The 24,959-nt window shown below is 41.8% G+C and carries 23 protein-coding genes; 11 read left to right on the top strand and 12 right to left on the bottom strand.

Annotated features, from left to right (window positions below; translation table 11 throughout):
* Nucleotides 1–188: 188 nt before the first annotated feature.
* The 5 genes from purT to HWQ44_RS23785 form a co-directional block, all read right to left on the bottom strand.
* Complete coding sequence (purT, locus tag HWQ44_RS23805) at nt 189–1,352, bottom strand: formate-dependent phosphoribosylglycinamide formyltransferase (RefSeq protein ID WP_292723889.1); 1,164 nt, start codon at nt 1,350–1,352, stop codon at nt 189–191.
* A gap of 64 nt (nt 1,353–1,416) precedes the next feature.
* A complete protein-coding gene (locus HWQ44_RS23800) occupies nt 1,417–1,899 on the bottom strand; it encodes a pentapeptide repeat-containing protein (protein ID WP_292723887.1) in 483 nt (160 codons plus the stop codon).
* 156 nt (nt 1,900–2,055) lie between these two features.
* Nucleotides 2,056–3,822, bottom strand: coding sequence for an ABC transporter permease subunit (locus HWQ44_RS23795; protein ID WP_292723885.1), 1,767 nt, complete (start codon nt 3,820–3,822; stop codon nt 2,056–2,058).
* A 44-nt stretch (nt 3,823–3,866) separates the two neighbouring features.
* Nucleotides 3,867–4,817 (bottom strand): ABC transporter ATP-binding protein, encoded by a 951-nt coding sequence (locus tag HWQ44_RS23790; protein WP_292723883.1) that lies wholly within the window; start codon nt 4,815–4,817, stop codon nt 3,867–3,869.
* Between the two features lie 205 nt (nt 4,818–5,022).
* A complete protein-coding gene (locus HWQ44_RS23785; RefSeq protein WP_292723880.1) occupies nt 5,023–5,877 on the bottom strand; it encodes a mechanosensitive ion channel family protein in 855 nt (284 codons plus the stop codon).
* A gap of 521 nt (nt 5,878–6,398) precedes the next feature.
* Here HWQ44_RS23785 and HWQ44_RS23780 point away from each other — a divergent pair.
* The gene (locus tag HWQ44_RS23780; protein ID WP_292723877.1) at nt 6,399–7,673 is read left to right on the top strand and encodes an APC family permease; all 1,275 of its coding nucleotides are present in this window, start codon (nt 6,399–6,401) and stop codon (nt 7,671–7,673) included.
* Nucleotides 7,674–7,992: 319 nt separating this feature from the next.
* Here HWQ44_RS23780 and HWQ44_RS23775 read toward each other — a convergent pair whose 3' ends face one another.
* Both HWQ44_RS23775 and rppA read right to left on the bottom strand, forming a co-directional pair.
* Nucleotides 7,993–9,273: a HAMP domain-containing sensor histidine kinase gene (locus HWQ44_RS23775; RefSeq protein WP_292723875.1), complete on the bottom strand. Its 1,281-nt coding sequence runs from the start codon at nt 9,271–9,273 to the stop codon at nt 7,993–7,995.
* Between the two features lie 125 nt (nt 9,274–9,398).
* Entirely contained in the window at nt 9,399–10,079 is a 681-nt protein-coding gene (rppA, locus tag HWQ44_RS23770; RefSeq protein ID WP_292723872.1) for a two-component system response regulator RppA, read from the bottom strand.
* Nucleotides 10,080–10,219: 140 nt separating this feature from the next.
* On the opposite strand from rppA, the gene HWQ44_RS23765 reads away from it, so the two are divergent.
* On the top strand, nt 10,220–10,606 hold the full coding sequence (locus tag HWQ44_RS23765) for a hypothetical protein (protein WP_292723869.1): 387 nt from the start codon (nt 10,220–10,222) through the stop codon (nt 10,604–10,606).
* A gap of 15 nt (nt 10,607–10,621) precedes the next feature.
* On the opposite strand, the gene HWQ44_RS23760 is transcribed toward HWQ44_RS23765, so the two are convergent.
* A complete protein-coding gene (locus HWQ44_RS23760; protein ID WP_292723867.1) occupies nt 10,622–11,116 on the bottom strand; it encodes an SRPBCC domain-containing protein in 495 nt (164 codons plus the stop codon).
* A gap of 301 nt (nt 11,117–11,417) precedes the next feature.
* Entirely contained in the window at nt 11,418–11,843 is a 426-nt protein-coding gene (locus HWQ44_RS23755) for a universal stress protein (protein ID WP_292723864.1), read from the bottom strand.
* A gap of 291 nt (nt 11,844–12,134) precedes the next feature.
* Between HWQ44_RS23755 and HWQ44_RS23750 the strand changes: the two genes are divergently transcribed.
* From HWQ44_RS23750 to accD, 7 genes are all read left to right on the top strand, one after another.
* Nucleotides 12,135–12,677 (top strand): hypothetical protein, encoded by a 543-nt coding sequence (locus tag HWQ44_RS23750; protein WP_292723861.1) that lies wholly within the window; start codon nt 12,135–12,137, stop codon nt 12,675–12,677.
* A 90-nt stretch (nt 12,678–12,767) separates the two neighbouring features.
* Nucleotides 12,768–15,518 (top strand): HAD-IC family P-type ATPase, encoded by a 2,751-nt coding sequence (locus HWQ44_RS23745; protein ID WP_292723859.1) that lies wholly within the window; start codon nt 12,768–12,770, stop codon nt 15,516–15,518.
* A gap of 139 nt (nt 15,519–15,657) precedes the next feature.
* The gene (gene leuB / locus HWQ44_RS23740) at nt 15,658–16,746 is read left to right on the top strand and encodes a 3-isopropylmalate dehydrogenase (RefSeq protein WP_292723857.1); all 1,089 of its coding nucleotides are present in this window, start codon (nt 15,658–15,660) and stop codon (nt 16,744–16,746) included.
* 90 nt (nt 16,747–16,836) lie between these two features.
* Nucleotides 16,837–17,097, top strand: coding sequence for a hypothetical protein (locus tag HWQ44_RS23735; protein WP_094347451.1), 261 nt, complete (start codon nt 16,837–16,839; stop codon nt 17,095–17,097).
* 109 nt (nt 17,098–17,206) lie between these two features.
* Nucleotides 17,207–18,034 carry an A24 family peptidase gene (locus HWQ44_RS23730; RefSeq protein WP_292723855.1) on the top strand — a complete coding sequence of 276 codons (828 nt, stop codon included), beginning with the start codon at nt 17,207–17,209 and terminating at the stop codon, nt 18,032–18,034.
* 190 nt (nt 18,035–18,224) lie between these two features.
* A complete protein-coding gene (locus tag HWQ44_RS23725) occupies nt 18,225–18,398 on the top strand; it encodes a hypothetical protein (protein ID WP_292723853.1) in 174 nt (57 codons plus the stop codon).
* Nucleotides 18,399–18,612: 214 nt separating this feature from the next.
* Complete coding sequence (gene accD, locus HWQ44_RS23720) at nt 18,613–19,563, top strand: acetyl-CoA carboxylase, carboxyltransferase subunit beta (protein ID WP_292723851.1); 951 nt, start codon at nt 18,613–18,615, stop codon at nt 19,561–19,563.
* Nucleotides 19,564–19,662: 99 nt separating this feature from the next.
* On the opposite strand, the gene HWQ44_RS23715 is transcribed toward accD, so the two are convergent.
* Nucleotides 19,663–21,075, bottom strand: a complete 1,413-nt coding sequence (locus tag HWQ44_RS23715; protein WP_292723848.1) for an MFS transporter — start codon at nt 21,073–21,075, stop codon at nt 19,663–19,665.
* 227 nt (nt 21,076–21,302) lie between these two features.
* On the opposite strand from HWQ44_RS23715, the gene HWQ44_RS23710 reads away from it, so the two are divergent.
* Nucleotides 21,303–22,523: an ABC transporter substrate-binding protein gene (locus HWQ44_RS23710; protein WP_292723892.1), complete on the top strand. Its 1,221-nt coding sequence runs from the start codon at nt 21,303–21,305 to the stop codon at nt 22,521–22,523.
* Between the two features lie 16 nt (nt 22,524–22,539).
* Here the strand turns inward: HWQ44_RS23710 and HWQ44_RS23705 are convergent, their stop codons facing one another.
* Complete coding sequence (locus tag HWQ44_RS23705) at nt 22,540–22,677, bottom strand: hypothetical protein (protein WP_292723845.1); 138 nt, start codon at nt 22,675–22,677, stop codon at nt 22,540–22,542.
* Between the two features lie 199 nt (nt 22,678–22,876).
* On the bottom strand, nt 22,877–24,001 hold the full coding sequence (locus tag HWQ44_RS23700; protein ID WP_292723843.1) for an ATP-binding protein: 1,125 nt from the start codon (nt 23,999–24,001) through the stop codon (nt 22,877–22,879).
* A gap of 112 nt (nt 24,002–24,113) precedes the next feature.
* On the opposite strand from HWQ44_RS23700, the gene HWQ44_RS23695 reads away from it, so the two are divergent.
* On the top strand, nt 24,114–24,959 hold an 846-nt coding region (locus HWQ44_RS23695), incomplete at its 3' end, for a carbohydrate ABC transporter permease (protein WP_292723840.1).

Below are 24,959 nucleotides of genomic sequence, written 5' to 3'. Positions count from 1 at the left end.
AATGCTTATTGACATAGGAAGTTTGAGCTTAACTTGACACCAATGGCAAGATGCCTACCCCACAAGATTGGATAATTTATTTCTTGGAAGTCCCTTAGTCCGCGGAGGCGGACTTTGCCTGTATAGCCGCGAATTCCATTCGCCCAGGCTTAAGTTGACAATAATGACAGCTTAAGCCCCTACAGTAATTAGATAATTGTGATTTTACTTGCGGCTTTAGTAGCTTTTTCCCTAGCCTCTTCGACATTCACACCCTTCGCCAAAGCTACACCCATTCGCCGATATGGATGAGCATTAGGTTTACCAAATAATTTAATATCTACATCTTTTTCTGACAAAGCATCGGCGACACCATTAAAAGTAATAGAATCAGATTTTTCTGAAGCTAAAATTACCGCACTTGCTGAGGCTCCTAGCTGTTCTATATGAGGAATTGGCAAGTTTAAAATAGCTCGCAGATGTAATTCAAATTCATTGAGATTTTGTGAGATTAATGTCACCATTCCCGTATCGTGGGGTCTGGGAGAAAGTTCAGAAAAAATCACTTCATCTTTAGTAATGAAAAATTCAACGCCAAAAATTCCGGCTCCTCCTAAAGCATCAGTAACTTTTATAGCTATTTCTTGAGATTTTAATATTTTATCTTCAGAAATTTCTGCGGGTTGCCACGATTCTTGATAATCGCCTCTTTCTTGGCGATGACCAATGGGAGAGCAGAAAATCGTCGGCGCATTCCACTGTTTAATTGTCAGTAAAGTTATCTCAATTTCAAAGTTAATAAATTCTTCTACGATGACCTTTTGACTGTCTCCTCTAGAATTAGCGATCGCATAATTCCAAGCCTTCTCTACTTCACTCTTATTCTGTACTACAGACTGGCCTTTCCCAGAGGATGACATCACAGGTTTAATAACATTAGGAAACCCAATTTTATCCGAAACTGCAATCAATTCTTTTAGAGTTGTTGCATAACCATATTTAGCCGTTCTGATGCCTAATTCTTGATGTGCTAGTTCCCGGATTCTATCACGATTCATTGTATAGTTAGTAGCCGCCGCAGTCGGTATAACTGTAATCCCTCGCTGTTCAAATTCGATCAGTTTTTCTGTTCTGATTGCTTCAATTTCTGGTATAATAATATCTGGCTGATGTTTTGTCACTACAGCTTCTAAATCATCAGCACTGAGCATATAAATAACTTCATAAGCATCAGCAACCTGCATCGCCGGAGCATTAGGATAGCGGTCAACAGCAATCACATAATTACCAAGACGTTGAGCTGCGATCGCAAATTCTTTGCCCAGTTCTCCTGAACCCAGCAACATCAATTTTTGGGGTAACTTAATACTCATTAACTTATCCAGTCAATTTCAATTCAATCATCTTATAATTTTTTGTGTTTTAATTACCATCTTCTCAATAACTAAATTTAGCTCCGCGCAGTTGTAAATCTTGACGTTGCAGATGATTTAAACCAGTACCTACACCAAGCTGACACTTATCTACTAGAGTCTCTAACCAAATAGTCTCGTTCAGAGTTGTACCTCGTAAATCTGCATTTCTCAAGTCAGCTTTTGTAAAATTTGCAAATAAGAGGTCTGCATTGACTAAACTGCTACATTGTAGATTTGCTCCTGATAAGTTCCCTCGAATGAAGTTTACACCATCTAAAATTAAACCAGATAAATCTGCTCCGATAAGATTAGGAAACTTTAGCTGACTGGGATATTTCAAAAACCGGATCATACAGATGATATTTGCTTCATTTAGTCGTATTTTAGTTAAAAACTCATAACGAGCTATGCCCAGTTGCTTAAGAATTTGTAGCCGCTGTGGGGGACTTTGTTCTAAAAAATGGATGGCTGTGTAGCGGAGGTCTTGAGTAGAGATATTTAACATGATTTTCAGATAGTTGCGATACCTGTGTCGATTAAAAATTTAACAGTCGATGTAGGCAAATAATAGATAATATACCAATCTTAAAGCATTCATGAAAAACAAGAACCCCGAATTCTCAAAGAAATCGGGGTTCTAACTTTATCGATAACTACTTACCTAACGTCCTGCCAATAATGCTTTCGTAGCAGATTCGCCTGCTAACCTCACCTGCCTTCTCAACTGGAAGTTTAACAACGCTAGAATACTCAACTCGGCTAGAAGTGCCATAAAAATTGTTGTCGCGCCAGAGTATTCTATAGCTGCCCAAGGAAAAGTTGAAAATAACCAGACAGTGGGATACTTCCACGATGAGATACCGATAAATTCTAGAATCATCGGTGGTAAGAACATTGCAGCACCTAAAGTCCCCATTGCCCAGAAAGAACGCTTAGGAGTTTTTAGCAAAAGTATCAATTGGGCGATGGTAGCGTAAATCATCATCAAGCTGATAGACAAAGCTATAGCTAAAAGTACTTTAAACCTGTTCATATCGCTACTCAGCCAAGTTTGGCTATCGTTCGCATCAAAAACCAATGTAAGTGAAATCCAAACTAGCCAGGGGATAGTAATAATTGTCAGATTAATAGCGATCGCTACGAGTGCAGGGCTTTTTTCGACCCAAATTAGATCCTGCCAAATATTCTTGTGGCTAGAAATTCCCTGATGTCGATATCTTGCCCAATCTTGTACATCTTGACGGTGAGGGGAAAGAACCGCAATTAAACTTAAAATCAACACCAAGTTGTACAGTGCTAGCAAAATGAGGTTTTCCCCAACCTGTTCATTCAAGTTGTTATTAGCGTTACCCATTTGTAAGGTAAATCCCCACATCATCAACTGGTAAAAAGCTACTAATAAATAACTTTGCTTCTTGCTGATTATTAAAGCTTGAGGATTACGGAAGCAACGTTTAATAGCTTGCAAAATACCGTAACTGCACAATCCAAAATTCAGCAACTGGAAACCAACAACATTAACAACACTTGTCCCTAATGGTAAGTAGAAAAACTGCAAATTTTTCATGGTTGAACCATCAGATAAATGGAACAAGTTAGGAAATAGATAATTTGTTGTATCCCAAGGATTAAAGAGTCTCAACCAAGCAGTTGAATTATTGAAACTATTGCTATAAGACGATGCCATCACCATCGTTGTGAACAAAAATAGGAAAACTGCACCACTACCTAACCAAGGCTGAAAACCGCTAAACCAACGACTAACTAAACTAAAAAGTAATGCAGCACTGTAGAAAAAAATACAACTGGCAGCAAGAATCGCGTAATAACTCAAAATGTAACTAAAGGCAATTTGGGCAGAAAGCCCAGCCCACAAATGTAAAGGAAGTGTTACTAAGACGATCAGATAAATTAAACTCGGAACTCCTAGCAGCTTGCCAGTCAATATACTTGTTTCTGATTGAGGACTTAGACGGATAAAATTCAGCGTACCGCGAGTTTCTTCTTTAGCTAAATCATTGATTAGCAAATAAGTTCCTGCAACTAATAGTGTAAATACAAAAATTACACTCAACGATAGGAATATATATTCCCAATGATCTCGCCACCACGATTGCCAATCAATTTCGTCTTGGGGGCAAAAATTATTTGAAAGGAAATTATTTAAGTCAGAAATTCTAGATTGATCTGATTGCTGGAAAACCTGGTTTTGTAGGTGTTCATATACTTGACGTAAATTACAGTATGTGGCAGTTAGTGAGTATCTATCATCGGGAAACTCCCGTAACTGATATAAAAAAGCTACCAGTTGCAGTAGTAAGGATGTGGCAACTGCGATCGCTACATTAAAAAACTTCAGTCGTCCTTTGAATTCCCGTAATAGTTGCGGATTCCAATCGCCGATTTTGTCTATTAAATTGAGCATCATAGCAAAAAATTCTCCAAAAATGGGGAGTGATATTTATTGACGAATCAAGATGCTTGTTTGTGACCTAATTTTAAGAAAATACTTTCTAAGTCTTCTTGTGTGCAGTGAAAATCAGTCAGAGGAATGCCTGCTTTGATGAGCGATCGCAATAACTCAGCACTATCTTCATCTTTGCCCGAAAAATTCACCCGCACGCTATTTTTTCCTGCTATCACCTCCCACTCTTCTACTAAAGGATGATGTTTAAGTTCGCTCAAAAGTGTCTCTAAGTTTCCCAAAGTTGATAACACAATTTGCTGATGAGCAAGACGTTGGTAAAGTTGCTGTAAGGAAGTACTTTCTACCAAGAAGCCAAGTTCCATAATTCCCACAGAAGTACAGAGTTCAGCTAAATCACTGAGTACATGGGAAGAAATGATTACAGTCATTCCGGCTTCTTGTAATGCCTTGATAATTTCGCGAAAGTGCATTCTAGCAATGGGATCAAGCCCAGAAACAGGCTCATCTAGTAGCAGTAAAATTGGTTCATGGATAATCGTTCGCGCTAAACTTAAGCGCTGTTTCATCCCGCGCGACAGAGTAGAAATCTGACTGTTACGTTTATTGCCAAGTTGGATTAGTTCTAAAACTTCATGCAGACGTTGAGTGCGGCGTGGTTCTCGCAAACGATACAAACGCGCAAAATAATCTAAGTAATCCCAGACTGTTAAATCCTCATATAATGGGTAGTCATCGGGTAAGTAGCCTAGACGACGCTTAAGTTTGGGATTACTCTTGTCACGGAGTAAGCGATCGCCATTAATATAAATCTCACCCGTAGTTGGTTCCTCAGCAGTTGCCAACATGCGGATGAGAGTTGTTTTACCTGCGCCATTCGGCCCAATTAGTCCATATACTTCCCCTGCTTGAATCTCTAAATCAACATCATTGACAGCAACGTGTCTGTCAAATTGCTTAGTTAGTCCACGGGTGCAAATTGCTAATTCTTTTACCATCGCTGCTGGGGTGCGGCTTGTGATTAACAGCTAACCTAACCTTTTTCTACAACTGTTGTCAGGCTGGTTTCGGAAATTGAAACTGACTTTCAGAAAATTGGCGACATAAAAAAGTAGGTAAGGCATACGCCCTACCTACTTATTAATTCTTATTCTGCTATTTAGAAAAACTTTGCAAATAAAACCTTGACTTTTTGCTCTATTGTCAAGTTATTTCCGACAGTGGTGGGATGACGTTATTAATTCCATTACCAGATGAACCGCTAATTGCATAACGGTATTCGGGAATTGGATACCCAGCTTCACTAAAGGTTTCACGGATAGCTTTATTAGTGTCGAAGTAAACCTGCCAATAGTGATCGTTATTACAATAAGGACGGACTGCTAGTACAGGCCCTGCAAAGTTGAAATCCTGAATTTCTACATCCGGTGCTGGATTTTGAAGGACATTAGGAATTTGGCTAATCTTCGCCTTCAAAAGTGCGATCGCTTCGTTATGTTTCACATCATGATGGAGTTGAGCTACCAGATCAACCCGACGGTAAGGATTGGCAGAATAATTCTGGATATTATCAGCAAAGATTTTATTATTGGCAACAATCGTCAATACGTTATCAGGTGTATTAATACTAGTTGTGAACAGCCCAAGTTCTGTAACAGTGCCTGTGACACCTGCTGTTGTAATGAAATCACCAACTTTGAATGGTCGAAAAACGATTAAAAATGCTCCTGCTGCAAAGTTTGCTAGTAATCCACCCCATGCTGCACCAATTGCAATGCCTGCTCCTGCAAGCAATGCAGCAAAGGAAGTTGTTTCAACCCCAAAGAAGCCGAGAATTGCCACAACTAGAACAATTCTCAACGTAACGCCAATGATATTCAGAAGATAGTTAATCAGTGTTGGGTCAACGTGTTGGTTTCGGAAAGCACGTCGCGCTAGCTTCAATGCGAAATCAATCAAGCGTTGAGCAACCAACCACAGAGCGATCGCACCTAAAACTTTCAGTCCAAACTGAGTTAAAAGTTGACTAGCAACTAGGCTAATTTGTCTGAAATCCATAACTTTTTTGTTTGTAAATTATTAAACACAATAAACATACAAGAAATTAAATCAAAATGATATATCAATACTTTTTTTTTAATTTTTGTGTAATGTGCAGCAGATAGCAAACTGTTCTCGGAGGATGTTTGAACAGTTTTGGGCAAATATAAATGTTTTCTTGCGGGATTATCTACTTTTTGGCTTGTTGCTGTTTTTTCGCTCCTCAATTCGAGCAAAGATATCATCGATACTGGTATTTCCCAAGATTTAATCCTTGTCTGGTGTATAATTTTTTCTCCGGCTCTCAAATTGCTGTATAAATCGCGCCATGTCAGCAGGGCCAAGTTCTTTAGTCAAGGCTTTTATAACGCTTCCGATGCTGGTGAAGTATAGCTAGACTTTATATATAAACCCTTTCAACTTTGAGGATGGGCCTCATTTGATCGAGAACCGCTATATTCCCAACCGCCTAATCTCAGCTTGATTATGTGCGTGCTGGTCAACGAGTATAAGACTATCTATTCCTAAAGAGGTTACAGGTGTCAAGCAAGAAAATCGGTTTTTGGTCTGTGTGGGCATTGGGTGTAGGCGGCATTGTTGGTGGGCTTTTTCCAGCACTGGGAGTAGTAATTCAAATAGCTGATGTAGGCGCACCACTAGCATTTGCGATCGCCGGGATAATAGCTTTGATAACTACTTATGCTTATGCAAAACTTTCAGTAGCTCATCCATGTCGAGGTGGGACAGTAACCTTCTTAAACCAGGCTTTTGGTTCAGGGCTGTTTAGTGGGACACTGAATCTTCTACTATGGTTTAGCTATGTAGTCATGCTTTCCTTTTACTTGCAGGCTTTTGGTAGTTATGGAGTTAGCCTGTTCGCATCTACTCAACCTATTTGGAAGCATTTACTGATTAGCTTGGCAATTTTAGGGACAACTGGATTAAATCTGCTAACTGCCAATCATATTGGTAAATCTCAAATCTGGATTGTCAGCTTCAAACTGGGGATTTTGATCCTGTTCATTACTATGGGAACTAGTCATATCGACATTTCCCGTTTAGAACCAGTCTCAGTATCGTCGCTACAGTCAATTTTCGCAGGAGCAATGGTAATCTTTTTGTCTTATGAAGGCTTTGAGCTAATCGCCAATGCAGCAGAGGATCTTGTCAATCCCAAGCATACTTTGCCAAGAGTTTATTACTCTGTAATCGGGTTCGTTATTTTGCTTTACGTTTTAATAGCACTGGTTACATTGGGAGCAGAACCGATAGAACAGATTTTGGCAGCAAAAGACTATGCTTTGGCTGAAGCTGCTAAACCAATTATGGGGCAATTTGGATCTGTTTTGATTACTATTGCTGCTCTTTTCTCAACTATCTCGGCTAGTAACGCCACACTCTACGGTTCAGCTCGTTTTAGCACTGTTATTGCTAAATCTAGGGGGTTTGTCTCTGGTAGCCAAATAAATGGCATAGATCAATCTTCAATTGGCTTATTTATTACTAGTGGTATCACTCTCATAATCGCCAATTTCTTTGATATAAGTCGGATCTCAACGATGGGTAGTGCTGGGTTTCTCCTAATATTTGCTGCGGTTAATTTAGCTAATGCTCGGATGTATCGTTATACGAAAAGCAAGCAATGGATTTCAATTCTAGGTACTGGAATATGTTTGGTGGCACTAGGGATGTTAATTTGGTTTGCTTTGCAAACAGATCCACAAACTGTCTGGGTTTTAGTGTTGATGGTAGGAGTAGCTATATGCATCGAAGTAATCTACTACCTGTCAAACAAGCGACAGCTACACCTTTGAAGAAGCTTTGCTCAACTCTAAGAGGTTGTTTGAAAAGTGGTTGGCTGTGATTTTAGGCACTAATTGATCCCCCCTAGCTCCCCTAAAAAAGGGGGGAACCGGAATCAAAGTCCCCCAATTTATCGAGGTATTTAGGGGGATCTAGAACGTTTTGTTACCGAGAAGAAAACTTTTCAAACATCCTCTAAAATATATTTGTAATAGTTCACGTTTGGATTAATTTAACTTAAATTCGCTAACAGTGCCTTCTCTGTTAGTGGGTCGTTAAATATAGCTCTTTGTTTTAGATTTTCATTATGAATTATTTCTTAAAGGTGATTTAGGAATGGCTCATAAACGGTAACTTTATCTGGAAAGTTGAGCCTTTACCCTCATTGCTCATCACATGAATGTTACCGCCGTGAGCCTGGACAATTTGTTGAGCGATCGCTAATCCCAATCCAAATCCGCCACTTTCTCTGGTACGTTCTGTGTCAACCCGGTAAAAGCGATCAAAAATGTAAGGTAAATCTGTCTCTGGAATTCCAATTCCAGTATCAATAACCTGAATTACTGCCCGATCTGGGTGAGGTTCTAAGCGTAACCAGACAGTTCCACCAGATGGAGTGTAATTGCAGGCGTTGTTGAGCAAGTTTTCCACAGCTAGGCGCAGCAAATCGGGGTCAGCCCACAACTTAATGGGTTGTTCTGGTAAATGGCTGATCAACTTGATCGACGCTTTTGCAGCTTGAGTATTGTAATAAATAGCTAAATTCTCTAGCAAGCTATTAAGATTAACGTTTTTGAGAGATTCGGGAGTTAATTTTCCCTGATGCCGAGCCAACAGCAGTAGGTTATTGACCAAGGTACTCATCGACTTGGCGCTATCGATGATGTTCTCGACTGAGGGATGGATTTGGGGATGGTCTGCTGCCATTAGTAACCCAACTTGGGCATTGGTCAAAATTGCAGAAAGGGGCGATCGCAACTCATGAGAAGCATCTGATGTGAAGCGTTGCAGTTGGTTATAAGCTTGCTGAACAGGCTGCATGGCTATGCCGCCAAGTACCCAACCTGTAAGTCCAATTAACCCCAGAGCTATAGGCACAGCAAGGGTCAACATTAACTGAAATTCTCTGAGATCGTTTTGAGTTTCTGTCAGCGGGATAGCAACTTGCAGATAACCGATGACCGAATTTCCTCCTTGAACAGGTAGGGTGACTTGACGAAGCCAAACTGTCTCACCTGTAAACTGGTCAACGGACTTAATCGTGAGAAACTCAGATGCTATTCCCAACTTTTCTGGAGGTGGAGTACCAAAAAAACGATTGATTTTGCCATTGGGGTCATACCAGCGAACATAAACTAGTTCAATATCAGCAGGGTGAGAACCACTACCCAATAGCGGTATATTGCTCAGATCGACTTCTTTTTGTCCTTGATACAGCCGATACTGCGAACTAGCAGCCATTAGCTCTGCTCTTTTATAAAGCAGTTTATCTAATGCTTTGAGCTTATCTTTCACCTCAAGATTGTAAATGACTCCAGCAAAGAGAATCAGAATGCACCCCATTGAAAGGGTAAACCAACGAGCTAAATTACGACGACTGCGGTTAAACACAACTTATGCTAATTCGTAATTCGTAATGGGCTTCGTCCCGCTACGCTAACGTAATTCGTAATTACAACGCTTTTCAAGTAATTAAACTACACTATATTTCTACTCTGCGTAGCTATTATCAAATCTCAAGATGGTTCTGGAGGGTTGAGGCGATAGCCCATACCGTAAACAGTTTCAATCCAATCGGCTGCTGCTAATGTTTGCAAACGTTGGCGAAGTTTACGAACTAGAACGGTGATCGCATTGCTTTCTGGTTCACTACCCCACTCCCATACAGCTTGCTCAATTTGGTTGCGAGTCAGGACTTGCTTAGGATGACGCATGAAGTACTCTAGCAACTGAAATTCTTGGCTGGAAAGCGATACGATCGCCCCTTGTCGCTCCAAAATTAGTCTATCGAGATGAAGTTCGAGGTCTGCCAAGCAGAGGGTGTCTCCTTGCCAAAGGGGCGATCGCCTCCTCAATGCCCGCACCCGTGCCATGAACTCCACGATATCAATCGGTTTGACGAGGTAATCATCAGCTCCGGCATCTAATCCTATGACTTTATCGGGTGTGGTATCTTTTGCCGTAATCATTAATACCGGAGCTGTTTTTCCTGCCGCCCGATACTGTTGACACAAACTCACTCCACTAATCCGAGGTAACATCCAATCCAAAATCAGCAGGTCATATTCTTTTTCAGCCAAAAGCCATTGAGCAGTTTCACCATCCTTGACACCATCGACGCTGTGTCCAGCCTGAGAGAGAACCATTTGCAGCGGCATTAATTGCTTTGGATCATCCTCTACCAGTAAGATTTTCATCACCTTTATACACTTGTGCTTGTTTAGAATAATCTATTGAAGCAATCTCAACGTCTTTCATCAGTCAGATTTCAGAGGATTGTCTACCCCATTAGGATATACATGAAGTGTGACCTAGCAAAATCAGAAGCAGGTGTAGTGTGTGGCGTATTAGTAAACGTTGGCTGCAAGGGCTGGGATTAGAGTTTTGGTTGCCTCTACCACTGGTAGCGGTTGTGTTTTGGCTTGGCTGTAGTTTCATCGCTGCTCAAGAGTTAAAGCGACCCTATTGCACCGAGAAAAAACTTCAGTCAGATACTCAGCTTGAAGCACGGGTATCAGTCAATGTGTTGCTCATTAACGCCGCCGTCAACCGAACTAAAAGAATTACCCAGGTAGAAGTAGAAACAGCAGACCCCATCTTGAAGCGGTTGGAATTAGAACTTCCAACAATAGAATTCAGCCAAATAGAAGCGACAATTGCCCAAGAACTAGGTCTACCTCGTGAAGATGTTAGAAAGTTAGTGCGCTATGAGATTGTGGAATAACATCGATCCGAAATCTTAAGAGTCCCCAATCCCTAGTCCCCAATTCCTAGTCCCTAGTTCAATGCGTTCCGCCTTGGTTTTCAATGTTTGATTCATGGCTTCAAACCCTTGGCGAACGTCGATATTTAATCGACGAGCCAGCAGAGGTACTAGTAAGCCCTGGAAAGATTCTTGCTGAATGAAGCGGACGCGTAGGCGTAGCCCGTCGTAGACATCGCTTGCTAACGGTTCAATGATAAAGCTATGTTCAACGTCAAATAACCCTGGTATCAAAAAGTGCCATAACCAGCGCAATTTGCGATTAGGTTCTACCGTAATCACCGTAGGTTGAAAGGTCACAATATCTCTACCCGGAGGCTGAAAGTGAACGGTTAGCTGTGCCCCTTCATTCAGCGAACCACTAATTTGACGAATAAACAGATTCCAATGTGGAAAACTAGCAAAATCAGTGAGTAGGTTCCAGACCTGCTCATCGGATGCCTGAATTTCAATTTCAGTATAGATTTTCATGGGTATGAGTTGATATGAAAACCAAAATTAAAACGGTTGTTCCTGCTAAAAATAACGCGATGTATTCTAGTCCTAGTAATCGAGTCACCCAAAAATTACGAGTGAAGATAGGTAGATAAAGCAGGGAAAGCAGGGGAAGAGAATAACTTGATTTTCTTACCATAAAATAAACCTCGCAAAGCTTCTTTGGTAGACTACGAGGAAACTAGATTTTTTCTTGTAAAACATAATGAATACTATTCGTAGAAAACTCACGTTTGAACAGCAAAATTCTGGCGGTTGGTAGACAGTTCTGAAGGAACTACTGACCTTGAACAACCAGAACAGAACATGGAGCGTGATGAACGACGTGATTGCTCACACTTCCTGCTAAAAGTTCGGCAAATCCTTTAAGTCCTCTACGACCAAGCACAATCAAATCTGCTCCCCAACTCCGGGCTAAATCACAGATGTTAGTACCAGGATCTCCTGTTTGATAACTGGATTCTGCCATAATGCCTAGTATTTTCGCTTTCTGATAGTACAACTGGAGTAAACTTTGTGCCTGTTGTGTTTCTATTTCCAGGTCTATTAAATTCACAGTGAGTTGACTAGAAACTGCTAGCTCAATGCTGTGACAAATCATTAACTGAGCAGCATCTTTTTGGGCTAACTCCAGCACTTTTGCAAACACTGTTGCAGTAGCAGGTGAATCATCAACCGCTACCAAAATCTTCTTAAAGCTCATATCTAGCTCCAATAATCAATTACTTCATTTACTTGTATTGTCTTTTAGCTTGAAGGATAAATGTGATTTAAAAGTGAAATTAAGTAAGATAAACGATTTATTCACTTTTCGTTCACATTCATCAGTAATCCTGGAAAAGAAGCAGAGAAACGAAACTAACCCAACTGAGGTTTAAAACCAATACCCGAACTAATACGGTTCATGCTCACACTAGAAAACTATAGTTTTTTACTATTTTGAGATTAATAAAGCTTCGTTTTAAAATTACTGATTTTTATAGGAGATGTTGTGATGAATTTCAGCGCAGTTAAAAATGCAATCGGTGTCATTTCTACCCGTCAAGCAGTAACACAGGTGCTTGATGAACTCAGAGCAATTGACTTTCCCATGCAGAAAATTTCTGTGTTCACTTTAGATTCTGAAGACGAAAAGTTGCACGAGGATGCTAATGCGGGTAAACATCCCATCACTCCTATCGAAGGTGCTAAAGCAGGCGCAATTACAGGAGGAACAACCGGGGGTTTTCTGGCACTAACAGCCGGACTTGGCGTATTAGTTATTCCCGGTTTTGGCCCGGCATTAGCAGTTGAATCTGTCGTGGGTACACTGCTGGCGGGTGGAGCGAGTGCAATTTTTGGCAGTGTTTATGGCGCATTTCAAGGTTGGTTCGCTCCCGAAAGGCAAGCTAGACTCTGTGAGCCAACTACCTGCCAAGAAAAATTTTTGGTGAAGGTAGAGGGAACAGCAGATGAAATCTGGCAAGCAGAATTGATTCTCCGTTATTGGGGTATGCGGGAATGGCATATTTATGAACTTAGCAAAAGATTCTCATAATAATACCAATTTGAAAAAAGAAAGGTACAGATTCAAACAGATAAATCCAGATTAAATCTGTTAATTACTAATTATTTTTTGGAGACGGAAATGACAGCAGATACGATCGCTACAAATACTTTTTCTGAGACAACAAAAGATTTACTCAACTATGAATGGCATACTCTGAGCGAACAAAAGGTTGTGCAAACGTTAGCCAGCCATCCCGAAGCAGGTTTGACCCATGAAGAAGCTACCAAACGACATCAGCAGATGGGTGCAAATCAACTCACTGGTAAAAGTGGAAAAAGTTCTTGGCTACGATTTTTAGAGCAATTTAATCAACCACTACTATATATTTTGCTGACGGCGGGAGTGGTAACGCTGCTGCTGCGAGATTGGCTAGATGCCGGAGTAATTTTTGGTGTCACTCTAATTAACGTCATCATTGGCTACATTCAAGAAGCGAAAGCAGAAGGCGCGATCGCTGCTTTATCCAAAGCCGTCACTACCGAAGCAACTTTGATTCGCAATGGTCAAAAAACCCGTCTGGCTTCGGCTGAACTTGTTCTTGGTGATTTGGTACTGCTGGCATCTGGGGATAAAGTACCTGCTGATTTGCGGCTATTAAGTGTGCGTGGTTTGCAAGTTGACGAGTCTGCCTTAACAGGCGAATCCGTTCCGGTTGAGAAAGCAACGGCATCGCTGGCTGTCGAAACACCGTTAGCCGAACGCAGCAATATGGTGTATGCCGGAAGTTTCGTTAGTTTTGGACAGGCAGAAGGGATTGTAGTAGCGATCGCAGATGCCACTGAAACCGGTCGCATCTCGCAGTTAATTGAAAGTAGCACAAATCTGAAAACACCACTGACACGAAATATTGACAAGTTTAGCAAAAGCTTGTTGTATGTCATTTTAGGTTTAGCTGCCCTGACATTTGCAGTCGGATTAGGACAAGGCGAATCTTGGATTGATGTTTTCAAAGCGAGTGTGGCTCTGATAGTCAGCGCGATTCCCGAAGGATTACCTGCGATCGTTACCGTCACTTTAGCGATCGGAGTTTCCCGGATGGCACGACGTAAGGCGATTATTCGCAAGCTACCTGCTGTGGAAACTTTGGGAAGTACCACTGTTATCTGCTCTGACAAAACGGGGACGTTAACTGAGAATCAGATGACGGTTCAAAAGATTTATGCAGGTGGGCAACACTACACTGTTAGCGGTATTGGTTATGCCCCAGATGGTGAAATCTTAATGGATCAACAGCCTGTTGATTTCAATGCAGATGGACATATTGCTCTTTGGGAATCCCTGGAAGCAGGATTGCTGTGCAATGATTCTCATATCGAATGGGGAAATGGACAGTGGGACTTAGTAGGAACCCCAACTGAAGGAGCATTGATTACGGCTGCCAATAAAGCGGGAATGACGCAAGCCAATCTAGAGCAAGAATTACGCAGAATAGACACCATTCCCTTTGAATCCCAATTCCAATACATGGCAACTTTGCATGAATTGGATGCGAAGCGATCGCTGAATGTGATTTATCTCAAAGGTTCTGTAGAGGCAATTCTCCAACGATGCGATCGCATGTTCGATGCTCAAGGACAACTCGCTCGTCTCAATCCTGCCGCAGTCGAACAAGAAGTTGCTGATATGGCAAACCAAGGGTTACGAGTATTGGCGTTCGCCAGCAAAGAAGTTGCCACTAAGCGCTCTTTAAATCGTAATGATATCGATCAAGGACTGGTATTTATAGGACTTCAGGGCATAATCGATCCGCCCCGTGAGGAAGCGATCGCCGCAGTAAAAGCCTGTCAATCTGCTGGGATTCAGGTAAAAATGATTACAGGCGACCATGCACTAACAGCAGCTGCGATCGCCCGTCAAATGGGAATTTGCTCGACTGAAGCACAAGTTTTCACCGGACGGCAATTAGCTCAGATGGATGAAAAAGAATTTGCCCAAGCAGCTGAACAAGGTATGGTATTTGCGCGAGTTGCACCAGAACAAAAATTGCATCTGGTAAAAGCATTGCAGTCTCAGGGTGAAATTGTTGCCATGACTGGAGATGGTGTAAATGATGCTCCCGCCCTCAAACAGGCAGATATTGGTGTCGCGATGGGCATAGCCGGGGCAGAAGTTGCCAAAGAATCGGCGGATATGCTGCTAACTGACGATAACTTTGCCTCAATAGAAGCTGCTGTGGAGGAAGGGCGCGGGGTTTATCGCAACTTGCGAAAAGCGATCGCCTTCTTGCTGCCGATTAACGTTGGCGAATCCATGACGATTTTGATTGCCATTCTCCTAGCAACCGTGCTTCCCATTTTACCAATCCAAATTCTCTGGCTCAACATGGTCAGTTCAATAGCATTGATTGCTCCCCTTGCCTTTGAGCCAAAATCTGGAAAGGTGATGCAACAACCACCGCGCAACCCCAGAGAAAGACTTTTATCGGGTGGATTGCTCCAGCGCATTGTGGCAATTTCCGTCTTCAATTGGCTGGTAATTTTTGGGATGTTTCAATGGATACTGCAAACTACAGGCAATGAACCATTGGCGCGCACGATGGCAATTAATGGGTTGGTGGCGGCAGAAGTCTTTTACCTGTTAAGCATTAGCCAGTTTTTACCATCTCTAGTCGTGAGAATCCAAGGTAAACGCACACCCGTAGCCTATGCACCTGCGATCGGAATTGTAATTGTGGTGATTCTACAATGTCTGTTCAGTCAGTGGAGCATGATGAATCAAGTGTTTGACACCACACCTTTAACATTTATCCAAGCTCTCATTTGTATGGGTGTAGGTTTGCCAGTGGTGTTTATAGCTCTCATCTTGCAGCGTTTCGATCCGCTCAATTAGGGATATAGGACTTTTTTAGTAGTTTCATCCAATGCCAAATGATTACGTTAGAGCTACACCCAAATAAATTAAAAACTCCATCAGTACATTTTGCTAGGTATGATATTTGATCTGCAAGCATTTACCAGTAAAACTAGCTATGACCCAGAACTACCGCATTACTCTACTCCCCGGCGATGGCATTGGCCCTGAAATTATGGCAGTGGCGGTAGATGTGCTGAAAGTCGTAGGGAAACAATTCGATCTGAAGTTTGAATTCCAAGAAGCCCTCATCGGTGGTGCAGCAATCGATACCACAGGGGAACCCTTACCATCTGCCACTCTAGAGGCTTGCCGTAACAGTGATGCTGTATTACTCGCAGCTATTGGTGGTTATAAGTGGGATTCCCTACCATCCAATTTACGCCCAGAAGCCGGTTTGTTAGGACTGCGTGCAGGTTTAGGATTATTTGCCAATTTGCGCCCAGCGAAAATTTTGCCCCAGCTAATCGACGCCTCAACTTTGAAACCCGAAATTGTCGAAGGCGTAGATATTATGGTGGTGCGCGAACTCACTGGTGGGATTTACTTCGGTAAACCTAAAGGGATTTTTGCTACAGAAACCGGTGAGAAACGCGGTGTAAATACAATGGTTTACACCGAATCAGAAATTGAACGTATTGGGCGAGTGGCGTTTGAAGCGGCTAAAAAACGCGGTGGAAAACTTTGTTCGGTGGATAAGGCGAACGTATTAGAAGTATCTCAGTTGTGGCGCGATCGCATCATCAAACTTTCTCAAGAATATCCAGATATCGAACTATCTCATTTATATGTAGATAATGCTGCTATGCAGTTAGTACGCGCTCCCAAGCAGTTCGACACTATTGTTACAGGCAATTTGTTTGGTGATATTCTCTCTGATGCTGCTGCCATGCTCACGGGTAGTATTGGGATGTTACCCTCAGCTAGTTTGGGTGCTTCTGGGCCTGGTGTATTTGAACCCGTTCATGGTTCCGCCCCGGATATTGCTGGACAGGATAAGGCAAATCCTTTAGCACAGGTTTTGAGTGTGGCGATGATGTTACGTTACGGTTTAGACCAGCCAGAAGCGGCAGATCGGATCGAACAAGGTGTATTCCAAGTTTTAGAGCAGGGCGATCGCACAGGGGATATAATTTCTCCAGGAAAAAATCTCCTTGGTTGCCGCGCTATGGGAGACTCACTCATCAAAGCTATCGAACAAAAATAATTTTGTATAGCAACCTGGGCAATTTGGCAACCTTTGCTATAAGTTTCGGGTAGACTAAAGGGAAATCTAGCAATCAAATAACAGTCGATAGTGTACGCATTACGACAAGGTCAAGTAAATTTTACCGCCCCAAAGAACCAATCGCCTTTGATTGATCCCTCTGTAATTAGAGCTGCTGGGCAGATATACTATACTCACTGTGAAGTCCATCCCGAAATAGCAGGGCAACCTTCCGGTGTAGCAATTAATCGTGTGACTCATCGAGGTAAGGTTATTTTTACTAACCAACCAGTTCTTTTACCTCAAGAGTGTTTTGTACCCTTAAGTCAAATTGAATCCCACATGTATTAGTCATTGGTCATTGGTCATTGGTCATTAGTTATTGGTCATTAGTTATTGACAAAGCACAAATGACAAAGCACAAATGACACAGGACAAATGACAAAGGACAAATGACTGTATGGACATTTTGTTCGCCATCCCGGCGAGTGTAATGGTCTTTGCTTTGGGTGCATCTATCGGTAGTTTTCTCAATGTTATTGTTTATCGCCTACCGACTGGGTTGTCAATTCTTTGGCCGCCTTCTCGTTGTCCTAAATGCTTAAACCAGCTAAAAGCTTACGACAACGTACCAGTGTTCGGCTGGATTTCCTTAAGAGGGCGGTGTCGATATTGCAAAAGCAAAATTTCTGTCCGTTATCCCGTGGTAGAAGGGGTAACGGGCATAATTTTTTTACTAATTTTTTTGGTATTTCAAGTTTCGGCTTTAACAATAGGCTATTGGGCTTTTTGTAGTTGGTTATTGGCACTATCACTCATCGACTTAGATACAATGACCCTACCCAATCCACTTACTCAGTCGGGTTTAGTGGTAGGGATTTTGTTTCAAATGGTAGTTGGTTTTCTACCAGAGGGTAGTTTTGTGGCATTGATAAATCAGCTTATGATCGCCATAGTTGGTGCAGTATTAGGCTTATGGCTGTTTGATGCGATCGCCCTATTGAGTTCAATTGCCTTTAGAAAAACAGCAATGGGTGCAGGTGACGCCAAGTTAGCAGCTATGATGGGAGCCTGGTTAGGCTGGAAATATTTGCTCTTGGCTAGTTTTATTGCCTGTGGGCTGGGAGCATTAATTGGCATCAGTATTTTGATTATGCAGCGATCGCAACAAAAATTAGGACAAAAAATTCCTTTTGGCCCTTTTCTGGCTTTAGGATCTGTGATTACCCTGTTTAGCGGCGAAGCCATTTTGTCTAGCTACCTGCGATTATTTTTTCCAGCATCTTGAATTGGAGTGGGGAAGACGCAGGGGAGCAGGGAGCAAGGGGGAGAATAATAAAATTATCTCTTATCTCCTCTGCTCCCGGCTCCCTGCCCCTCTGCCTGTTCCCAATGCCCATTCATAAAAAATATTTATAATTCGTGACTGTAACCAACATTACCCCATCTGCCCTTCACATTTTGATAATATTCAGCTTGTGACTTGTATTACCCTCTTAACGACGATTAACCGTTGGCAAGCGCAACTAGTACAACAGATGCTGATTGCTCATAACCTAGCAATACGAATAATTGATTTGGGTGGGAGGGGGAGAGCATCTTATTTGGAGGTTGGTATTCTCATGGCTTTGTCAGTACGTCCATATAATTAAGTCTGCTGAAAAAAAGAGCAAGAGACTTGTATTGGCACAAGTATTTTCGTTAAGCTGGCAACCAAAGATGAAAATTAAGGTCTGAATTGCTTAAAAGCGTAGTTTAACGATGTAGCCATTAGTCATTAATAAAGAAAAATGATTAATGACTAAGGACAACCCAATACGGTTTGACATGTTTTCGACCTCATACCCACTTAAAATAAAATAAAAAATGGCTAACAACGAAGAATCACGTGGTTTAAAGTCTCTATTTGATTGGTTTGCAAATCGACGGAAGTCAGGATCTACTAGCCTCGAACGCCAAGAACGTGAAATTGCGGATGGTTTATGGCACAAATGCTCTAAGTGTAGCGTTTTGGCATATACAAAAGACCTGAAAGCCAATCAGATGGTTTGTGTCGAATGTGGTCATCACAACCGGGTAGATAGCGATGAGCGCATCCGTCAATTGATAGATCATAATACCTGGAAACCGATGGACGAGCATTTGCGTCCAACCGACCCGCTAGAATTTCGCGATCGCAAACTTTACAGCGATCGCTTGCGGGAAACACAAGATAAAATTGGCTTAATAGATGCAGTTAGAACTGGTTTAGGTCAAATCAATGGTTTGCCCATTGCCCTTGGGGTTATGGACTTCCGTTTTATGGGTGGTAGTATGGGTTCGGTCGTGGGAGAAAGACTCACCCGGATGATTGAGCAAGCTACTCAACGACGGTATCCTGTAGTTATCGTCTGCACCTCTGGTGGCGCGAGAATGCAAGAAGGTATGCTCTCTTTGATGCAGATGGCAAAAATCTCCGCAGCCTTACAGCGCCATAAAGACGCCCGACTATTATATATTCCCGTTTTGACCAATCCGACAACGGGCGGCGTTACCGCTAGTTTTGCAATGTTGGGCGATATTATTTTGGCAGAACCCAAGGCAACCATTGGTTTTGCTGGTCGGCGAGTGATTGAGCAAACCCTGCGGGAAAAACTACCTGAGAATTTCCAGACTGCTGAAGATTTGCTCCAGCACGGTTTTGTTGATGATATCGTACCCCGTACTCAATTAAAAAATACCTTAGCCCAGCTGATTGCCCTACACCAGCCTGTACTAACAACACCTCACATGGTTTTGTGGGAAACAATGTCCTTAACTTCTACCGCCGCAGAATAAAGTATGGGGCTTGGGGCACAAGAGGCAGAGGGGCAGAGGGGAAAAACTTACTTACTGCAACTTCTCCCCTGCTCCCCTGCTCCCCCGCCCCCCTGCTCCCTAACCTCTACCTGGCTCTTGAAGAAACATGAGTGGAACAAGAGCTACTAGTCGGAATAGACCAGAGAGGGCAAACAAGCCTAGTAAGCCTCCAGACTGAGCAAATTGGACGAGAAAGCTGCCTATAGTTGTGCCCAAAGCACCACTTGCTCCAGCAACGGCAGCTGCTGTTGCAAAATAGATAGACTGATTTTTACTTGGTGCAATGCCCAATTGTATATTGTTGTTGCACAAGTCAATCGCCGCCCAAGTACCTCCAATCAAGATGTGTAACAGTGGCAACCACAGCCAGATATCAAGGCGATTTACACCAATTCCCAGCCACAATAGTGGTGTGACTCCAACCAAAATCCCAATACAGATGAGGATGGGACGATTACCTATCTTGTCTGCTAATTTTCCCCACAGGATAAGCATCAGCAAAGTTGCCCCCGCTTGAAGGCTGTTGTAGATAGTCACATAGCTGACATCTAAATCCAGCGTGTCGAGCATATAGAGGTTAAAAAAAGGACTGCTGAGGTTAACAGCAAGCGTCCAGAAGCTGAAATACAGCAGAAATACCAAAAAGTTAGAGTTTTTCCAGATGCTGTTAGCTAACTGGTCTTGTGGCAAATGAATTGATTGAAGTACTTCAGAAGATTCATCTTTTGTAACCTCTGATTGAATCTCACTGGTTTGTGGTGACTTGCCATAATAAGTGTTTTGCGATTGCGGATTCATATCCACCTGGAAAGACTGACACCCCAATCCCACAATCCCAAAGACAATGCTTATGAGTAGAACTATCCCATAGCCTTGTAGAGTTCCTCCATACCAATGTGATACAACTAGACCAGCCATTGGTACGCAAACCAAATTAGTTAGACTAGCAGCACTATTGCGTGTCCCAAAATACCTGCCTCGTAATCGTCGGGGAACTATCATTGCTACCCAACTTAGCCACGATGCAGTTCCTAGTCCTCCCAAAAGATTGCTGAATAGAACAATCAAGAGTGTCAAGATGACCAACTGGTGAGCATCAATCACTCCCAAGGTGGCGCTGACAATACCAATTACTAAAACCAGCCATAGCAGCCGACCAATTCCGTGTGTCCGAAGCGAATATTGAAAGCGGCTGGTGCTGCGTTCAGATAAGTAAGCACCCAACGGCTGAATGAGATTGACCAACATGGGAATAGAAGACAGCATCCCAAATACCACTGGACTAGCACCCAACTCCACTAATAAATTGCTGAGTAAAATCCCGCCAGTTCCAAGAGAGTAAACTGATGCTAATACAGAATCCGCAGTGGAAGCTTTTAAACTAGTGCGAATAGTATCCTTGGGAATTCGATAAATTGCTGTTGGTGGTGAAGCAATCTGGTTAAATTCTAGAGTCAGTGGCGCAGTTGTTTCAATCTGAACAGAATCCATAAACATAGATTATGGGTGAAGTATCCTCAGATAAATCAGGTTGCAAAAGAATTCAGTATGCTTGAATTAGCATTGCTGATAATTTTTTGTTATTTTAGCTTGCAATTTTCAGCCAAAATTTCAAATAAGTAAAATATCATTCCTTCATAACACAAGGTATAAGCCAGGAAAGAGAATATTATTTGTTTGTGAACAATAAAGGATTATTTAATTTTTTAGCATTGGTGATGGCGATCGCGATCGCGATTATTGCTTGTCAAAGTCTACAATTGCCTAGCAAACCGTTAGCATCTACCGCAGTCACCATCAAACTTAGCGGTTGGGGAGGCTCTCCCGTTGAGCAAAAACTCTTGAGACAAGTACTGCAAGACTTTGAAACACAACATCCAACGATTAAGGTCAAATATGAGGTAATTTCCGACCAATACATGGATGTAATCAAAACTCGTTTGGTTGGGGAAGCCGCGCCTGATGTCTTTTATCTAGATGCGCTGGAAGCTCCTTTCTTGATGAGTCAGAATGTCCTAGAACCGTTAGAAAGTTACATTACCCCCGAATTTGACCTAACAGATTTTGAGGATACCCTACTCGACAGTTTCAAATACCAAAATCAGATTTACGGTCTTCCCAAAGACTATTCCACCCTGGCTCTGTTTTATAACAAAAAAGCTTTCGCCGCTGCTGGCTTGAGTAATCCCCCAGCAACTTGGGAGGAATTACGTAACTACTCGCAACAATTGACAGGCAAAGTTAACAAATACGGCTTTGGGGAAATTCCCGAATTGGCGCGTCAGGCTTATAAAATTAAAGCCTTTGGTGGACAACTTGTCGATGGAAATGGTTATGCTACCTTTGCTAATACAGCACGTTTACAGGGTTTAGAGTTGGTAGTAAACCAGTATCAAAAAGACCGCTCCTCCGCCCAAAAATCTGATGTGGGGACAAACTCAGGTAGTGAAATGTTTGGTCAGAGTAAAGTAGCAATGGTGATTGAAGGTAACTGGGCAATTCCTTACTTAACTGAAACCTTTCCGCAAGTAGAGTTTGCTACTGCACCAGTGCCTACTATTAATGACAAAAAAGGCACGATGGTCTTTACAGTTGCCTACGTAATGAACAAGCAAGCACAGCATAAAGCCGAAGCCTGGGAATTAATTTCCTATCTCACAGGTAAAGAAGGAATGCAAAAGTGGACAGGAACAGGATTTGCTTTGCCAACACGTAAATCAGTGGCAAAGAATTTGGGTTATGACCAAGATCCGTTGCGATCGCCATTAGTGGCAGGTGTAAATTATGCTACACCGTGGCAGGTGGGTCAATATCCAAGTGCGATCGTGAATAATTTTGATAACCAGTTTGTTAGCGCCTTGTTGGGGCAACAAACATTAAAGCAGGCGATGCTGAAAGCAGAAAATGAAGCTAATCAGCAGATTAAGGCGATGGAGTAAACAATCTTTCTTACCTCTACCAAATCACTTCTGAGTAGAAATTTGCTATCGCTTTATCAGATGTAATTATTGCAGCTTGATTACTTCTAGCTAGTGCAACGACAACTCGATCTACTGGATCTCGATGATCCCATTCTAAATTGACACTTTCCATCCAAATATTTTCATCAATAGCTACAATCTGAACGGTACTAGACTTTTTCAGCAAACCCTACGTACTCGTTAAGATTGACTCCTAAATATTTATCCGCTATGACCAAGACCAGTTGCGATCGCAGCAACGGGAAGGCGAGTTATTTTTTACGATCAATTAGGGTGTGGTAATAGCGATCGCCATTTTTATTAGTCTACTGCTAATACAATCCCCATTCTAATTTCAAAGTTTCTAATTTAGGATTCTTTACACTCATTCTCTTACACTCTTCTAAAAATCCTTTGACTTGTTCTTCGTTAAGACTTAAGCCACCATCTTGTAGATTATTGATGTAAGTAATTACATCTGAAGTTGTTAACGCCGAATTTATTTCTTCTAAAAGAATAGCATTTCTAACTTCCCGACAAACCAACTCAATATCGGATGAAGTAAATCTCCCACTTTTATCTGCCAGAATTTCAAAGTTAATTAGCTGATTCATATCGATTTTTGAAAGATAGTGCTTGAATAAATCTATTCTCTCTACTTGATTTGGTGGAAAAACAGGAATCTTCCAATCCAATCTACCAGAACGCTTCAAGGCACTATCAATTCCACTCAAATAATTAGTAGCAGCAATGACAATTACATCACTATTTTGCAGATTATTTAGTTCTATGAGTAATTGGTTAATAGTTGCCTTTTGGTCTGTGTGTGCGTTGTCATCGTTACGATTAAACCCAATACTGTCTAACTCATCAATAAATAACAGTGAAGGAGATTTTTTCTTAGCTTGAGCAAAGATATCTCGAATATTCTTTTGACTTTGGCCTATCCAAACACTGACAATATCGGCAGGAGAGAACTTAAAGAAATATCTCCCAGACTCATTAGCAAAAGCATTTGCTAGTAAAGTTTTACCACATCCCGGTAAACCATAGAAAAGAATTCCACCAATAGAACTCTTATATCCTTTAGATTGCAGCTTCAGGAGTCTAGTTAGTTTCTCTTTTTCTTCATTCAGCCCTTGTACTTGGCTAAAGTCAAGTTTAAATTCTTTGACGCGGTTAGTAATTGGATATGCTTGCACTAAACTAGATTTTTTAGCCACATACTTAAAAGATGGATATTCGATAGAATCAAATGATACTGGGACTAAGTGGTGTTTTTCATAATCAGGAGCCATGATTACAACTTGGAAGCGATCGCCATAATATCCAGAAAGCTTATATTCTAATATTTCCTTAGCTTTTTTCAGTTGGTAATAGTTGCGTGCTATATCAAAACCGGGAATTACCAACCAAAGACTTTCTAGTTGATTTGGCCATACTTTTGATTTTCTCAAAACTCTAACTCACACAAGCAATGTCTTTATTTTTGTCCGAAAGTACCATAAATAATCATGCACTAACCATCGCTACAGTTGGGTTAGTGCGGGATGAAGTGGAGGTTCAGTAGTGTTTGAAATCAACAGGCGACAAAATAACCCCAGATGGAACATCACTGAAGACTTTGCTGGGTATATGTTTATGATGCCCACCATTCTAGTTTTGGGAACTTTTGTAGTCTTACCCATTCTCTACGCCGTTTTTCTTTCCTTGCAAAAAGTGCAACTTCTCGGCGGTATTGAGTACGAGTTCATCGGTTTTCGGAACTTCACGCGATTAGTTGAAGATGAACGGGTTTGGATTGCTTTGAGAAACACAGCAACTTATGTAGCAATTGTTGTGCCAACTCAAACCGTCCTAGCTTTAATTCTGGCGGTAACTCTGAATTCTGGGATTCGTGGTAAAAACTGGTGGCGTATCCTCTACTTTTTGCCCACAGTCACTTCTTCAGCAGTGCTGACGCTGATCTTTATGTGGATTTATAACACCGATGGGCTACTAAACGATTTTCTGGCTTTTGTGGGGCTACCTACTTATAACTGGTTGGGCGATCCAGCAGTTGCGCTCAAAGGCATTATGATCATGAACATTTGGTCAACTGCGCCGTTTTTCATGGTGATTTATCTGGCGGCGTTGCAAGATATACCCCAAACACTTTATGAGGCGGTGGAACTCGATGGCGCAAATGAGTGGCAGCAATTTATCTACATTACTCTTCCCCTGCTTGCGCCTGTAACCTTCTTTGTGGTAGCTGTGGGGGTAATTGGCACTTTTCAACTTTTTGACCAGTCTTATATCTTCTCTGGCGGTACTGGCGGGCCAAACAACGCGACCTTAACTGTGGTGCTGCTGATTTATCAAGCTGTGTTTCGGAATTTACAAATGGGATATGCAGCTGCGATCGCATTTTTGTTA

The sequence above is a fragment of the Nostoc sp. JL34 genome (assembly GCF_017114945.1).
Classification (GTDB): domain Bacteria; phylum Cyanobacteriota; class Cyanobacteriia; order Cyanobacteriales; family Nostocaceae; genus Nostoc.
This window is presented reverse-complemented; position numbering and strand designations above follow the sequence as displayed.

Bases quoted from the DNA above. Each gene is read 5' to 3' on its own strand.
- accD (WP_292723851.1), top strand. From the start codon at position 18,613: ATGGCTAACAACGAAGAATCACGTGGTTTAAAGTCTCTATTTGATTGG.
- HWQ44_RS23730 (WP_292723855.1), top strand. From the start codon at position 17,207: ATGGACATTTTGTTCGCCATCCCGGCGAGTGTAATGGTCTTTGCTTTG.
- HWQ44_RS23785 (WP_292723880.1), bottom strand. From the start codon at position 5,877: ATGGATTTCAGACAAATTAGCCTAGTTGCTAGTCAACTTTTAACTCAG.
- HWQ44_RS23795 (WP_292723885.1), bottom strand. From the start codon at position 3,822: ATGATGCTCAATTTAATAGACAAAATCGGCGATTGGAATCCGCAACTA.
- HWQ44_RS23790 (WP_292723883.1), bottom strand. From the start codon at position 4,817: ATGGTAAAAGAATTAGCAATTTGCACCCGTGGACTAACTAAGCAATTT.
- rppA (WP_292723872.1), bottom strand. From the start codon at position 10,079: ATGAAAATCTTACTGGTAGAGGATGATCCAAAGCAATTAATGCCGCTG.
- HWQ44_RS23750 (WP_292723861.1), top strand. From the start codon at position 12,135: ATGAATTTCAGCGCAGTTAAAAATGCAATCGGTGTCATTTCTACCCGT.
- HWQ44_RS23800 (WP_292723887.1), bottom strand. From the start codon at position 1,899: ATGTTAAATATCTCTACTCAAGACCTCCGCTACACAGCCATCCATTTT.
- leuB (WP_292723857.1), top strand. From the start codon at position 15,658: ATGACCCAGAACTACCGCATTACTCTACTCCCCGGCGATGGCATTGGC.
- HWQ44_RS23705 (WP_292723845.1), bottom strand. From the start codon at position 22,677: ATGGAAAGTGTCAATTTAGAATGGGATCATCGAGATCCAGTAGATCGA.
- HWQ44_RS23755 (WP_292723864.1), bottom strand. From the start codon at position 11,843: ATGAGCTTTAAGAAGATTTTGGTAGCGGTTGATGATTCACCTGCTACT.
- HWQ44_RS23745 (WP_292723859.1), top strand. From the start codon at position 12,768: ATGACAGCAGATACGATCGCTACAAATACTTTTTCTGAGACAACAAAA.
- HWQ44_RS23710 (WP_292723892.1), top strand. From the start codon at position 21,303: ATGGCGATCGCGATCGCGATTATTGCTTGTCAAAGTCTACAATTGCCT.
- HWQ44_RS23760 (WP_292723867.1), bottom strand. From the start codon at position 11,116: ATGAAAATCTATACTGAAATTGAAATTCAGGCATCCGATGAGCAGGTC.
- HWQ44_RS23715 (WP_292723848.1), bottom strand. From the start codon at position 21,075: ATGGATTCTGTTCAGATTGAAACAACTGCGCCACTGACTCTAGAATTT.
- purT (WP_292723889.1), bottom strand. From the start codon at position 1,352: ATGAGTATTAAGTTACCCCAAAAATTGATGTTGCTGGGTTCAGGAGAA.